Below are 12232 nucleotides of genomic sequence, written 5' to 3'. Positions count from 1 at the left end.
GGCTGTGCGCCAGCGGGCCGAAAGCCCGTCCTGAACCACAACCTGCTCCAGCCCGACCCCGCATGCCCAGATCCGAGCGAACAGCAGCCATCCTCGTCGCCGCCGGGCGCGGGCTTCGTGCCGGCGCCGGCGGCCCCAAGCAGTACCGCGAGATCGGCGGGCAGGCCGTGATCTTCCGGGCCATGGCGGCGTTCTGCCGCCACCCGGATATCTTTGCGGTGCAGCCGGTTGTGAACCCCGATGACGCCCTCATCTTCAACGCAGCCGTCGCAGGGCTGCGCCATCAGCCTCCCGCCCCTGGCGGCGCGACCCGGCAGGCGTCGGTGCACGCCGGCCTCGAAGCGCTGGCGGCCGACAAGCCCGACATCGTTCTGATCCACGACGCCGCGCGGCCGTTCGTGACGGCTGCGGTAATTTCCCGCGCGATCGAGGCCGCCGGCCGCACCGGGGCCGCGATCCCAGCGATCCCAGTCACCGACACGATCAAACAGGTCGGCACTGCCGGCGATGTCGAGGCGACGCCCGAACGCGCACGGCTGCGGATCGCGCAAACGCCGCAGGCGTTTCGCTTCGATCTGATCCTCGATGCGCACCGCCGCGCCGCGCGCGAGGGCCGCAGCGATTTCACCGACGATGCGGCGCTCGCGGAATGGGCGGGATTGACGGTAGCGACCTTTGAAGGCGATCCTGCCAACATGAAACTGACGACGCCTGAGGATTTCGTCCGCGAGGAAGCCCGCCTCGCCGCCCAGCTCGGCGATATCAGGACCGGCACCGGGTACGACGTGCATGCCTTCGGCGACGGCGACCACCTGATGATCTGCGGCATGCGGGTACCGCACACCCGTGGATTCCTTGCCCACTCCGATGGCGACGTCGGCCTGCATGCGCTGGTGGACGCCATTCTCGGCGCGCTGGCGGACGGCGATATCGGCTCGCACTTTCCGCCCAGCGATCCCAAGTGGAAGGGCGCTGCCTCAGACCGTTTTCTGAAATATGCGGTGGATCGCGTCGGCGCGCGCGGCGGCCGCATCGCCAATCTCGAAGTCACCCTGATCTGCGAGCGTCCGAAGATCGGACCGCTGCGCGACACCATGCGCGCCCGCATTGCCGAGATCGCCGGGATTCACATCTCGCGCGTGGCGGTCAAGGCCACGACCAGCGAACGGCTCGGCTTTACCGGCCGCGAGGAAGGCATCGCCGCGACCGCGAGCGCCACCATCCGCCTGCCCTGGAGCGAATAGAATGAGCGGCAGCGACGCCCGCGCCCTCTCCCGCTCGCTGCTCGACCTGTGCCGGATGCGCAAGCTGACGATTGCGACGGCGGAGTCCTGCACCGGCGGCCTGGTCGCCGGCGCGCTGACGGACATTCCCGGCTCTTCCGACGTCATCGATCGCGGCTTCGTTACCTATTCAAACGACGCCAAGCGCGCCATGCTCGGCGTCAAGGCGACCACGCTTGCGACCTTCGGCGCGGTCAGCAAGGAAACCGCCACCGCGATGGCGGTCGGCGCGCTGGAGCGAGCGGGCGTCGATCTGGCGGTGTCGATCACGGGCATCGCGGGTCCCGGCGGCGCGACGCCGGGCAAGCCGGTCGGCCTCGTGCATTTCGCCGTCGCATCGCGCGACGGAAAGATACTGCACCGCGAATTCCGCTTCGGGGCCATCGGCCGCACCACCGTCCGCCAGCGCTCGGTGGTGGAGGCGTTGCGCATGCTGATGGAACTGGCGCGCGGGCCGCAGCCTCCGGTCAAATCACGGCGCGAAACCATGGTCCGCTTGCGCCCAAGGGTGGCGCGAACGCCCCGCCGTACCGCGGTCAAGCGGCGCCGGCCGCCGCGCCCGTAACCGACATCAGATTGCCTTTCCATAAACCGCGTCCGCGCGCTTCTCGAACGCGGCGGCGAAGCGCTGGAACGCGGTGTCGAACACCGTCCCCATCAGCATCGCCAGCATCCGGCTCCTGAACTCGTAGGACAGGAAAAACCCGACATCGCAGTCGGTTTCGGATTTCGGCTCGAAAGCCCACCGGTTCTCTAGGTTGCTGAACGGGCCCTTCAAATACTCGACCATGATCTTGAGGTTGGGCCGGTCCAGCGTCACCCGGCTGGTGAAGGATTCCCGCAGCAGCTTGAACGACACTGTCATGTCGGCGACGATGATTTCGGTGCCGTCGGAATTGGAGGTGCGCTGGCGGATCTTCAGCGATTGGCACAGGGGCACGAATTCCGGATAGCGCTCGACATCGGCGACCAGATCGAACATCTGCGGCGCGGTATGACGAACCCTGCGCGTGCTGGAAAACTTCGGCATCAGATCCGCTCAGCGGTGTAACGCATCCCGCGCCGCTCTCAGTTTCGCAAAATCGTCGCCGGCATGGTGCGACGAGCGGGTCAGCGGACTCGCCGACACCATCAGGAAGCCCTTGGCGTAGGCCACGGTCTCGTAGCCCGCGAACTCGTCGGGCGTGACGTAACGCATGACAGCGTGATGCTTGCGGGTCGGCTGCAAATATTGCCCGATGGTGAGAAAATCGACTTCCGCCGAGCGCAGATCGTCCATCACCTGCTGCACCTCATGCCGCTCCTCGCCGAGACCGACCATGATGCCGGACTTGGTGAAGATCGTCGGATCGATTTCCTTGACCCGCTGCAGCAGCCGGATCGAATGGAAATAGCGCGCGCCCGGCCGCACGGTGAGATAACGCGCCGGCACAGTCTCCAGGTTATGGTTGAACACGTCGGGCTTGGCGGCCACGACCCGTTCGAGCGCGCCTGGCTTGCGCAGGAAATCCGGGGTGAGGATCTCGATAGTGGTGGTCGGGCAGCGCGCGCGGATGGCGCGGATCGTCTGCGCAAAATGCTCGGCGCCGCCATCGGCGAGATCGTCGCGGTCAACCGAGGTCACCACGACGTGGGCGAGCCCGAGCTTGAAGGTCGCTTCCGCGACATGCGCGGGTTCGGCGGCATCAAGCGCGCCGGGCATGCCGGTCTTGACGTTGCAGAACGCGCAGGCCCGCGTGCAGGTATCCCCCATGATCATGAAGGTGGCGTGCTTCTTGTCCCAGCACTCGCCGATGTTGGGGCAGCCCGCCTCCTCGCACACGGTAACAAGACCGTTTTCCTTGACGATCCTCCGGGTGTCGGCATAGCCACGGGTGTTCGGCGCCCGCACCCTGATCCAGTCGGGTTTGGGCGGCGAGACCGCATCCGGCCGGTTCACCTTTTCGGGGTGACGCGGGCGCACCGGGTCCTGGGATACGGTATCGACGAGGACGACCATGTTAAGTCCGAATGTTGGCGAGAATGCCTTAGCTAGTCCGTGCCGCCCTCGGCCGCAACCCGATTGCGGCCTTCGGCCATCCCGCTCGCAAACCCTAGCAGAAATGTGCAACGTCTCGAGGGCTTTCACCCCTTCTACCGCGATTCCCACCTGAAAATGGTTCAGAATCCCAAGCCGGCCGAAGTCCCCGCCCCACGCCTCGGCAAGCCGCTGAGACGCGGCTTTTTCAGCCGCAGCGTGCATGAGGTCGCGCCCGACCTGATCGGGGCGACGCTGCTGGTCGGCGACGTCGGTGGCATCATTGTCGAGGTCGAAGCCTATCACCATACCGACCCGGCCGCGCATTCCTACAACGGGCCGACGCCGCGCAACCGCGTGATGTTCGGCCCGCCTGGCTTTGCCTATGTCTATCGCTCCTATGGCATCCATTGGTGCGTGAACTTCGTCTGCGAAGCCAAGGGTTCGGCCAGCGCCGTGCTGATCCGGGCGCTGCAGCCGACCCACGGCCTTGCCGCGATGCGCCGCCGCCGCGGTCTGCAAGACGAGCGCGCGCTGTGTTCGGGACCGGGGAAGCTGTGCCAGGCGCTTGGCATCACCATCAGCCACAATGAAGTGCCGCTCGACATTCCACCGTTCACGTTGCATGCGCGGTTCGCCAAACCCGACATCGTCACCGGCGTGCGGATCGGAATCACCAAAGCGGTCGATCTGCCGTGGCGCTACGGGTTGAAGGGATCGCGATTTCTCAGCAAGCCGTTCTGACAGCCAGGCCGAAACGTTCATGACAAACACGACGTAGCGTTCCCGCGGCGTGTTGCGCCCGAGGTTTGCTGTGGTTGAACCTTGTCTCCCTCGAAACAGAGGGAGCAGGGAATGCCGGGTGCTTGCTGCACCCGCGGTCTCGTGTGCAATGGTGGTAGAAGAGGCGCACACGAGCATACAGGTACAGCCGGGGCACGCCGGCATTCCCTGCGCAATGGGTTGACGGCTTATGGCGCGCTCTCCCTGGAGACGAATTCGTCTTGCCTCCATCGCCGGCGAATTGACGATTGCGAAAAGCCCGGTTGGGCTCTCGCAATCTCCGCCGGCTTGACACCAGCCACGGGTTGCCAGGACCACACGCTTTTGCCGTACGCAGGGCACCGCCGTTCGTATCGCGCGCTTGAGGGCCGCTCACGGAAAATCCGCCCTGCGATCCCTTGCGCGCCGGCGCTGCCCGCGTCCACCGCATCCCTTCCCACGTTCGTGACGACGCGCGATCGCCCCTCTTGCCGGGAAGAGACCTGCGGCTTATAGGGCAGTTCGGATTATCAGAAAAGCCAAATATTTTTCGCGCGAGGGCTCGACAGACTTTTGGTGATTTGCCCGTCGGGTCAGAATGCCACAGCGAGCGCGCAACAAATTCCTTGCCTCGTCGAGCAAATCACTTGCACGAAATCGCTCCTCAGAACGCGGTCTTGACGACCCGGACGAATTCACGATGCCAGCGCGGTCCGGATCATCCGCGCGAGATCGGAATTGAGGTAGGGCTTCGGCAACAGCAGCACGCCAGCATCGAGCCGGCCATGATGGACGATGGCGTTCTCGTTATAACCCGACGTATAGAGCACCTTAAGTTGCGGGCGCCGTTTCAGCGCCTCGGTCGCGAGTTGGCGGCCGTTTAGCCCGCCGGGAATTATGACATCCGTGAACAGCAGATCGAAGCGTTCGGGACCATCCATGATGGCCAGCGCCTCGGCGGCGTTGCCAGCGGCCATGGCGTGGTACCCGAAACGCCTGATCTGGGTCACGACATACTCGCGAACCAGCGGGTCGTCCTCGACAATCAGGATGGATTCGCCGCCATGTCCGCTTCCCGGGATGCCAGAATCGGCGGCCAGCGCGTCCGCGACACCCGCCGCCACCGGCAGGTAAAGCCTCACGGTGGTGCCGTGGTTCTGCTCGCTGTAGATCCTGACATGTCCGTTCGACTGCTTGACGAAGCCGTAGACCATGCTGAGACCCAGCCCCGATCCCTTTCCGACCTCCTTGGTGGTGAAGAACGGTTCAAACACCTTGTCGAGGAGGTTGCCGGGGATACCCTCCCCGGTGTCGCTCACCGCGATCATGACGTAGTTGCCCGGCTTGAGCTCGCCGATCAGGCCGGGACAGTTTTCGTCGAGCACGACATTCCCGGTTTCGAACGTCAGCCTGCCGCCTTCAGGCATGGCGTCACGTGCATTCAGGGCGAGGTTGAGGATTGCCGTCGTGAGTTGACTGGGATCAACCAGGGCCAGCGCAGAGTCGTGCGCCAGGATCGACTCGATTTCGATCTGCGCGCCAAGGGTCGGGCGCAGCAGCTGCACCGCATCGATGATCAGGGTGTTGATGTCAGTGTCGCGCGGCTGCAGCGGCTGTCGACGGGCGAAGGCCAGCAGGCGCCGCGTCAGGTCGGCCCCCCTCGCCGCGGCGGCACCAATCATCTCGGTGATCTGAACCAGATGCGGACGATCCTTGACCGCTTCGCCGAGGATTTCGATGGTCCCGGTGATCACGGTCAGGATGTTGTTGAAGTCGTGGGCTACGCCGCCGGTGAGTTGGCCGACGGCCTCCATCTTCTGCGCTTGCCGGACCTGGGCCTCGTTGGCCTCGTTCTCCTGGAAGCGCCTGACAAGAGCCTCGGCCTTGCGCCGCTGCCGGATTTCCTCCTCGAGCGCCGCATTGGCCTGCTGAAGTTGCGTGCGTGACGGCTGCACCAGGATCCGCGGCAGCGACAGCAACAGTGCCGCCGTGATCCCGACTGACATCAGCGCCAGGACTCCCTTGGCAAGGCCTTCCACCTCGTAGGCCGGTACCCACAAAGTGAGGATCGCCAGCAGGCGGCTGATCCCGCAGAATGCGGCGAAGATGGCGAATGTTCCGAACACGCCGCGGAACATCAGATCGCGGCGCCGCCACACGAAGGTCCCGACGACGAACGCGGTAGCGAAGAAGGCGATGGCCAGCATGGCGTCGGAGACGGCATACAGCCAGATCAGTTCCGGCTTCCACAGCAAGCTCGCGCCATGCGGGGTGAGCGTCGACATTTTCGGAGTATCCTATTTGAGTTGAGACATACTCCAGATCGACCGCTGACGGCGGACCACAAAACCGGCATGCATCGCGGCGAGCGTCACCGCGGACAGCCAACGGGTCGCAATGACGGATTGGTGGTTACGCCGCGCTCCTCAGCCGCTCCAGCGCTTCCAGAACCCTGGCCTTTCGCTCCACAGCCGCTGCGCGCTTTTCCTTCTCCTCCTCGACGATCTCGTCCGGGGCGTTGGCGACGAACTTTTCGTTGGATAGTTTGGCGTCCACCCGCTTGATGTCGGCGTCGGCCCTGGCGATTTCCTTCTCGAGCCGGGCTTCTTCCGCGGAAAAGTCGATCACGCCTTTCAACGGCAGCGCTACGACGTCGCCGCGCACCAGCAGTTGCACCGCGCCCTCCGGCGGGCGGTCGACAAAGGTGACATCGGAGAGCCGCGCCAGGCGCTTGACGGTATCGCTCGAGCGCTGCGCGCGCGCCCTGGTTTCGGCTGACGCCCCCGACAGCGCTAGCGGGATCAGGGTCGCCGGCGGAATGTTCATTTCCGAGCGCAGCGAACGAATGGCGGTGACGAGATCGACCACCCAGCCGATTTCAGCTTCGGCCGCAGGGTCGCTGAAATCACCGACGTCGAATGCGGCCAGCGCCACCATTGCATCGCCCGATCCGGCCAGCGCCATCGCCGCGACCTGCTCGGCGCTGACCGCACCGGGCTTGCGCGGCCATTCGGCCAGCACCAGCAGACCCTCGCGCCTGGCCGTCACCGCCCACAGTTCCTCGGTGATGAAAGGCATGAACGGATGCAGCAGTTTCAGGATCTCGTCGCGCGCCCAGGCCACCATGGCGCGGGTCTCGGTCTTGGCCGCGCCTTCCCCGCCCAGCAGCACCGGCTTGGCGAGTTCGAGATACCAGTCGCAATAAACGTTCCAGACGAAGCGGTAGATGGCGTTGGCGGCGTCGTTGAAGCGATAGCTCTCGATCGCCTCGGAGACCTCGCGCGCCGCGCGCGAGGTTTCGTGCGCGATCCAGCGGTTCAGGGTTTCCGTTGCCGCCGCTGGATCAAATCCACCGGGCTTTTCGCAACCGTTCATCTCGGCGAAGCGGCAGGCATTCCAGAGCTTGGTCGCAAAATTGCGGTTGGTTTCGACCAGTTGCGGCGACAGCTTGATGTCGTGGCTGTGGGCCGCGCCGCGCGCCAGCGCAAAGCGCAACGCGTCCGCGCCGAAATCGTCGATGACGCCGAGCGGGTCGATGACGTTGCCCTTCGACTTCGACATCTTCGCGCCCTTCTCGTCGCGAACCAGGCGATGGATGTAGACGGTCGAGAACGGCGCCTCCTTCATGAAATGAAGACCCATCATCATCATCCGGGCGACCCAGAAGAAGATAATGTCCCATCCCGTGACCAGAACGTTGGTCGGGTAATAGCGTTGGACGTCAATTTCGTTCTCGGGCCAGCCGAGCGTCGAGAAGGGCCACAGGGCGGAGGAAAACCAGGTGTCGAGCACGTCCTCGTCCCTGACAATGAAGCCCTCGCGCCTGGCCGGGTCGAGCGCCATCTCGCGGCCCTGTTCTTCCGTGATGACTTCCTGCTCGACGTAATAGCCGAGCGCGTTGCCGACGGCCTCCTCCTCGGTCTCGGCGACGAAGACCTTGCCGTCAGGCCCGTACCAGGCCGGAATCTGGTGGCCCCACCAGAGCTGGCGCGAGATGCACCAGGGCTGGATGTTCTCCATCCATTCGAAATAGGTCTTTTCCCAGTTCTTCGGAACGAAGGCGGTCGCGCCTGAGCGCACCGCGGCGATCGCCGGCTGCGCCATGGTCGCGGCGTCGACGTACCACTGGTCGGTCAGATAGGGCTCGATGACGACGTTGGAGCGGTCGCCATGCGGCACCACATGGGTGTTGGGCTCGATCTTCTCGAGGAAGCCAAAATCTTCCAACCGCGCCACGATCTGCTTGCGTGCCACGAAGCGGTCGACGCCGTGCAGCTCTTCCGCGAGCATCAGCGCGCCTTCGGGCAATCCGCGCAGATAGTCCTCGTTCTCGTTGAGCGCCAGACAGCCCTCGCGGTCGAAGACGTTGATCTGCGGCAAGCCATGACGCTTGCCGACCTCGAAATCGTTGAAGTCGTGCGCCGGCGTGATCTTGACCGCGCCCGAACCTTTTTCGGGGTCGGCGTAGTCGTCGCCAATAACAGGGATGCGGCGGCCGACCAGCGGCAGGATTACGTGGCGACCGATCAGATGCCCGAGACGCTCGTTGTCCGGATGTACGGCGACTGCGGTATCGCCCAGCATGGTTTCTGGCCGCGTCGTCGCGACCACGATGAAGGTCGCGGGATCGTCGGGGTTGAAGGCCGCGCCCTCGATCGGATAGCGCAGGTGCCAGAGACTGCCCTTGACCTCGACCTGCTGCACCTCGAGATCGGAGATCGCGGTGAGCAGCTTGGGATCCCAGTTGACCAGCCGCTTGTCCTTGTAGATCAACCCGGCGCGATGCAACTCGACGAACACCTTGACGACGGCGCGCGACAGCCCCTCGTCCATGGTGAAGCGCTCGCGCGACCAGTCGCAGGAGGCGCCAAGGCGCTTCAACTGGTTGACAATGACGCCGCCGCTCTCGGCCTTCCACTGCCAGACGCGTTCGAGGAATTTTGCGCGGCCCATGTCGCGCCGGCCGGGTTCCTGACGCTCCATCAACTGCCGCTCGACCACCATCTGGGTCGCGATCCCGGCGTGATCGGTGCCGGGCTGCCACAGCACGTCGCGGCCACGCATCCGCTCGAAGCGGCAGAGAATATCCTGCAGCGTGTTGTTGAGCGCGTGGCCCATGTGCAGCGAGCCGGTCACGTTCGGCGGCGGGATCACGATGGTGAAGGGCGCCGCGTCCCGCCGTTCGGCGCGGCCGGCCTTGAACGCGCCGCTCTCCTCCCAGAGTCGGGACACGCGGCTTTCGATATCGGCGGGCTGGTAGTTTTTCTCGATCATGGCCATGCAATCGGGCTGTTAGGGGCGTTTTCGGGCCAATCCGTCGCCGGTTCTCCCAAAGAAAACGCGTCAAAACAACGAGCTAGCGCCCGGTTCGGATGTGATCGGCACCGGACGGTCCCTAGAAAGCCGCCGCAGCGCCTCAAGTCAACCTGACAGCGGCCGCTGGCGCGCATTTGGGCGCGAGATAGCCTGGGTTTGATGACGCCTGACCACGTGCGCTCCATGGTTGGTTTGTGGAGCGCCTCTTCCTGAGAGGCAAGCAAGGTTGCACCCTGCTGCTCGGAGCGAACCTGCGCTTGCAACCGGGCTAGCGCCCGCGCGAAACCCGCTCGATCTCGGCCTTGACGATCCGCTCCACCAGCCCTGGCAGATTGTCGTCGAGCCAGGACTTCAGCATCGGGCGCAGCATCTCCTTGACCAGATCCTCCAGCGTCCGCGCATTGTTGCTCAGCACGGTGTTGGCCAGTGAATTGAAAGCGGATTCGACGGCCGAAATGGTCGAGTGCGACAGGATTTGCCGCGCCGGCTGCGCGCTTTCGAACGGTGGCGGCTCATAGCCCGGCTCGCGACGCGAGGCCTTCACTTCAGGAAATTCGACGGTGGCGCGCGGCTCCGGCTTGCTGAAGGTCGGCGCGGCGGGGGGCGGATCCGGCAACGCCATGTCGTCGGTGAGCTCGAACACGTCGGCGTCGGGCTCTACTGCCGGCCTGATGGCCACCTCGGGCGCAACAGCGTCGAGGTTGGCCAGCATCGCGTCGATATCGTCCTGGTTGTTGCTGACGGCGGCCGGTTCGGGCGGCGGTGGAGGCGGCGGAGCGGGCTTCGGGGGCGGCGCAGCCTTCGGCGCGGCCGCCGGCTTTGCGGCGGGAGCGATGGCCGAAGGCGGAATATCCTTCATCACCGCCGGCCTGGCCGGAGCCTCCGGCTTGGCGACGGCAGCGGCACCGGCGGGCTTCTCGGCGCCAGCAGGCTTGGCTTCGTCGTCGGCGATGATACGACGGATCGACGCCAGAATCTCCTCCATCGAGGGCTCTTCGACCTTTGCAGGTTGCGTCATCTCCGACTCCACATCGAAAGCACTTTACACAAAGCCACGGGGGAATCGCTGGTTCCGGATATGCAGGCCGGGATTTTCATCGCACAAGCCTGACTTGTCCCCAGATCAAGCCCGCCCGGCGCAATCAGCGCGGGGGTCCTGTTCCCCTCGACGCAATCCCGCGCACGCCCGCCAGATGCAAGCACGCCACGCGAATCGCTCAGCCCACCCCGTCAAGGGTACGTCATCGCCATAATTGATTGCAAGCAAAGCGCCCGAATCACCGCTGGCGTCGCCGCTCGCCCCCGCAAGCGGCAATTCGTTCAGACCTCAGCGGCCGTCGGGCGTGCGAACGCCGGCCCAGCTGTCGCGCACCTGATGGTAGTGCACACTCGGATCATAGACCGCCGTCGGCAAGCCAAGCACGGTCGGGGACAACCGCCCGACCCTGTCCAGCACAGAATAGGAAGCAACCACGCGGCCGTGCTGCGCGGTGACCAGCGCAACGCGCGCATTCACCAGTGCCTGCTGCGCATTCAGGACGTCGAGCGTGGTGCGCTGCCCGGCCTTTGCTTCCTCGCGCACGCCGTTCAACGCGATTTCGGACGCCGCCACCTGCGCCTGCGCCGATTGCACCTGCGCCTTGCCGGCAACCAGCTGTCCCCATGCCGTGACCACGTTGGCGCGGGTTTGATCCCGGGTCTGTTCGAGCACGAGCCGTTGCTGCGCCACCGATTCCTTGGACTGGCGAATCAGCGCGTATTCCGCACCACCCTGATAGATCGGCACCGAAAGCTGCGCGGTCGCGGAGGCGCCGAACGAGCGATATATTGTCAGGGTGTTTTCATAGGTCTGCTGCACCGAGCCCTGCAGCGTCACGGTCGGCAACAGCGCGCCTTCGGCCACCTTGACCTGGAGGTAGCTGACGTCGATGCCGAACATCGCCGCAGTGACGTTGGGATTTTGCGTCAGACCAAGTTCGACGGCGCTTGGCAGGGTCGAAGGCAGGTAACGATCGACCGGCGACCCCGGCGCGAGCGCCTGAGGCTCGTTGCCGATGATGCGGCGAAAGTTGGATCGCGTCGTGGTCAGGTTGGCTTCCGCAGTCAGCAGTTGCGTCTTGCCCGCAGCCAGTTGCGCCTCCGACTGCGCCACGTCGGTACGCGTCACTTCGCCAACATTGAAGCGGTCGCGCGTCTGCTTCAGCGTCTGCTCCAGCACGCGCACGTTGCTCTTCTGGACCTCGACGATGGCGGAGTCCCGCAAATAGTCCATGTAGATAGTGGCGGCCTGCAGCAGCACGGTCTGTTCGAGCGCCCGCAGCGCCTCGCGCGCGCCCGACACCTGGCTCTCCGCCACCCGCGTCCGGTTCGCGGTCTGCTGTCCGTTGAAGAGCGTCTGCGTGACGGTGGTGCCGACGCTGCGCGGCGCATTGGTCCCGTTGGTGATGGTGCGCACCAGCGTGTTGGCGTTGCCGCCAGCGGTGCTCAGCGTGTCCGTGTATTGAAAGCCCGCGCTCGCGGTGACCGCAACCCTCGGGCGATAACCCGACAGCGCCTGCGGCACGTTCTCGTCGGTGAAGCGCACCTGGGCGCGCTGAGCATTGAGCTGCGGATTGTTCTGGTAGGCGCGCACCAGCGCGGCCTCGATCGTATCGGCGAGCGCCGACACCGAGCCCAGCGCCAGCGGCAGGAACACCGAAGCGGCGGCCACGGCTAATGCCTTCACTCCGAGCATTCCTGGCAATCCGTTCATTCTTATTCGTCGGTACATCATCACAGAGATGACCTAACCAAGCCCTGATCTACCTTAGTCGCGCCTGACCTTAGTCTGCCCGCGCGCCCGGCGAAACTACCT

Annotated in this window: 9 protein-coding genes; 3 read left to right on the top strand and 6 right to left on the bottom strand. The window is 64.9% G+C overall.

Going from position 1 to position 12232, the window contains the following annotated elements:
• Nucleotides 1–62: 62 nt before the first annotated feature.
• Both Q0D31_RS16430 and Q0D31_RS16425 read left to right on the top strand, forming a co-directional pair.
• Nucleotides 63–1244 carry a bifunctional 2-C-methyl-D-erythritol 4-phosphate cytidylyltransferase/2-C-methyl-D-erythritol 2,4-cyclodiphosphate synthase gene (locus Q0D31_RS16430; protein ID WP_291853139.1) on the top strand — a complete coding sequence of 394 codons (1182 nt, stop codon included), beginning with the start codon at nucleotides 63–65 and terminating at the stop codon, nucleotides 1242–1244.
• A 1-nt stretch (nucleotide 1245) separates the two neighbouring features.
• Nucleotides 1246–1848, top strand: coding sequence for a CinA family protein (locus Q0D31_RS16425; protein WP_291853136.1), 603 nt, complete (start codon nucleotides 1246–1248; stop codon nucleotides 1846–1848).
• Between the two features lie 6 nt (nucleotides 1849–1854).
• On the opposite strand, the gene Q0D31_RS16420 is transcribed toward Q0D31_RS16425, so the two are convergent.
• Both Q0D31_RS16420 and lipA read right to left on the bottom strand, forming a co-directional pair.
• Nucleotides 1855–2313, bottom strand: a complete 459-nt coding sequence (locus tag Q0D31_RS16420) for a type II toxin-antitoxin system RatA family toxin (RefSeq protein ID WP_291853132.1) — start codon at nucleotides 2311–2313, stop codon at nucleotides 1855–1857.
• A gap of 9 nt (nucleotides 2314–2322) precedes the next feature.
• Nucleotides 2323–3282 (bottom strand): lipoyl synthase, encoded by a 960-nt coding sequence (gene lipA / locus Q0D31_RS16415; RefSeq protein ID WP_291853129.1) that lies wholly within the window; start codon nucleotides 3280–3282, stop codon nucleotides 2323–2325.
• Between the two features lie 156 nt (nucleotides 3283–3438).
• Here lipA and Q0D31_RS16410 point away from each other — a divergent pair, with 156 nt between their 5' ends.
• Nucleotides 3439–4044, top strand: coding sequence for a DNA-3-methyladenine glycosylase (locus tag Q0D31_RS16410; RefSeq protein WP_291853126.1), 606 nt, complete (start codon nucleotides 3439–3441; stop codon nucleotides 4042–4044).
• 713 nt (nucleotides 4045–4757) lie between these two features.
• Here the strand turns inward: Q0D31_RS16410 and Q0D31_RS16405 are convergent.
• The 4 genes from Q0D31_RS16405 to Q0D31_RS16390 all read right to left on the bottom strand — a co-directional run bounded on the left by Q0D31_RS16405 (nucleotide 4758) and on the right by Q0D31_RS16390 (nucleotide 12112).
• Entirely contained in the window at nucleotides 4758–6347 is a 1590-nt protein-coding gene (locus Q0D31_RS16405) for an ATP-binding protein (protein WP_291853123.1), read from the bottom strand.
• Nucleotides 6348–6474: 127 nt separating this feature from the next.
• The gene (locus Q0D31_RS16400) at nucleotides 6475–9336 is read right to left on the bottom strand and encodes a valine--tRNA ligase (protein ID WP_291853119.1); all 2862 of its coding nucleotides are present in this window, start codon (nucleotides 9334–9336) and stop codon (nucleotides 6475–6477) included.
• A gap of 310 nt (nucleotides 9337–9646) precedes the next feature.
• Nucleotides 9647–10396, bottom strand: a complete 750-nt coding sequence (locus tag Q0D31_RS16395) for a DUF2497 domain-containing protein (protein WP_291853115.1) — start codon at nucleotides 10394–10396, stop codon at nucleotides 9647–9649.
• A gap of 309 nt (nucleotides 10397–10705) precedes the next feature.
• A complete protein-coding gene (locus Q0D31_RS16390; RefSeq protein WP_291853112.1) occupies nucleotides 10706–12112 on the bottom strand; it encodes a TolC family outer membrane protein in 1407 nt (468 codons plus the stop codon).
• Nucleotides 12113–12232: the final 120 nt, after the last annotated feature.

This window comes from Bradyrhizobium sp. (assembly GCF_022844465.1).
GTDB lineage: Bacteria > Pseudomonadota > Alphaproteobacteria > Rhizobiales > Xanthobacteraceae > Bradyrhizobium.
The sequence above is the reverse complement of the archived record's forward strand: the minus strand, read 5'-3'. Positions and strand labels throughout refer to the sequence as shown.

Bases quoted from the DNA above. Each gene is read 5' to 3' on its own strand.
- Q0D31_RS16430 (WP_291853139.1), top strand. From the start codon at position 63: ATGCCCAGATCCGAGCGAACAGCAGCCATCCTCGTCGCCGCCGGGCGC.
- Q0D31_RS16425 (WP_291853136.1), top strand. From the start codon at position 1,246: ATGAGCGGCAGCGACGCCCGCGCCCTCTCCCGCTCGCTGCTCGACCTG.
- Q0D31_RS16420 (WP_291853132.1), bottom strand. From the start codon at position 2,313: ATGCCGAAGTTTTCCAGCACGCGCAGGGTTCGTCATACCGCGCCGCAG.
- lipA (WP_291853129.1), bottom strand. From the start codon at position 3,282: ATGGTCGTCCTCGTCGATACCGTATCCCAGGACCCGGTGCGCCCGCGT.
- Q0D31_RS16410 (WP_291853126.1), top strand. From the start codon at position 3,439: ATGGTTCAGAATCCCAAGCCGGCCGAAGTCCCCGCCCCACGCCTCGGC.
- Q0D31_RS16405 (WP_291853123.1), bottom strand. From the start codon at position 6,347: ATGTCGACGCTCACCCCGCATGGCGCGAGCTTGCTGTGGAAGCCGGAA.
- Q0D31_RS16400 (WP_291853119.1), bottom strand. From the start codon at position 9,336: ATGATCGAGAAAAACTACCAGCCCGCCGATATCGAAAGCCGCGTGTCC.
- Q0D31_RS16395 (WP_291853115.1), bottom strand. From the start codon at position 10,396: ATGACGCAACCTGCAAAGGTCGAAGAGCCCTCGATGGAGGAGATTCTG.
- Q0D31_RS16390 (WP_291853112.1), bottom strand. From the start codon at position 12,112: ATGCTCGGAGTGAAGGCATTAGCCGTGGCCGCCGCTTCGGTGTTCCTG.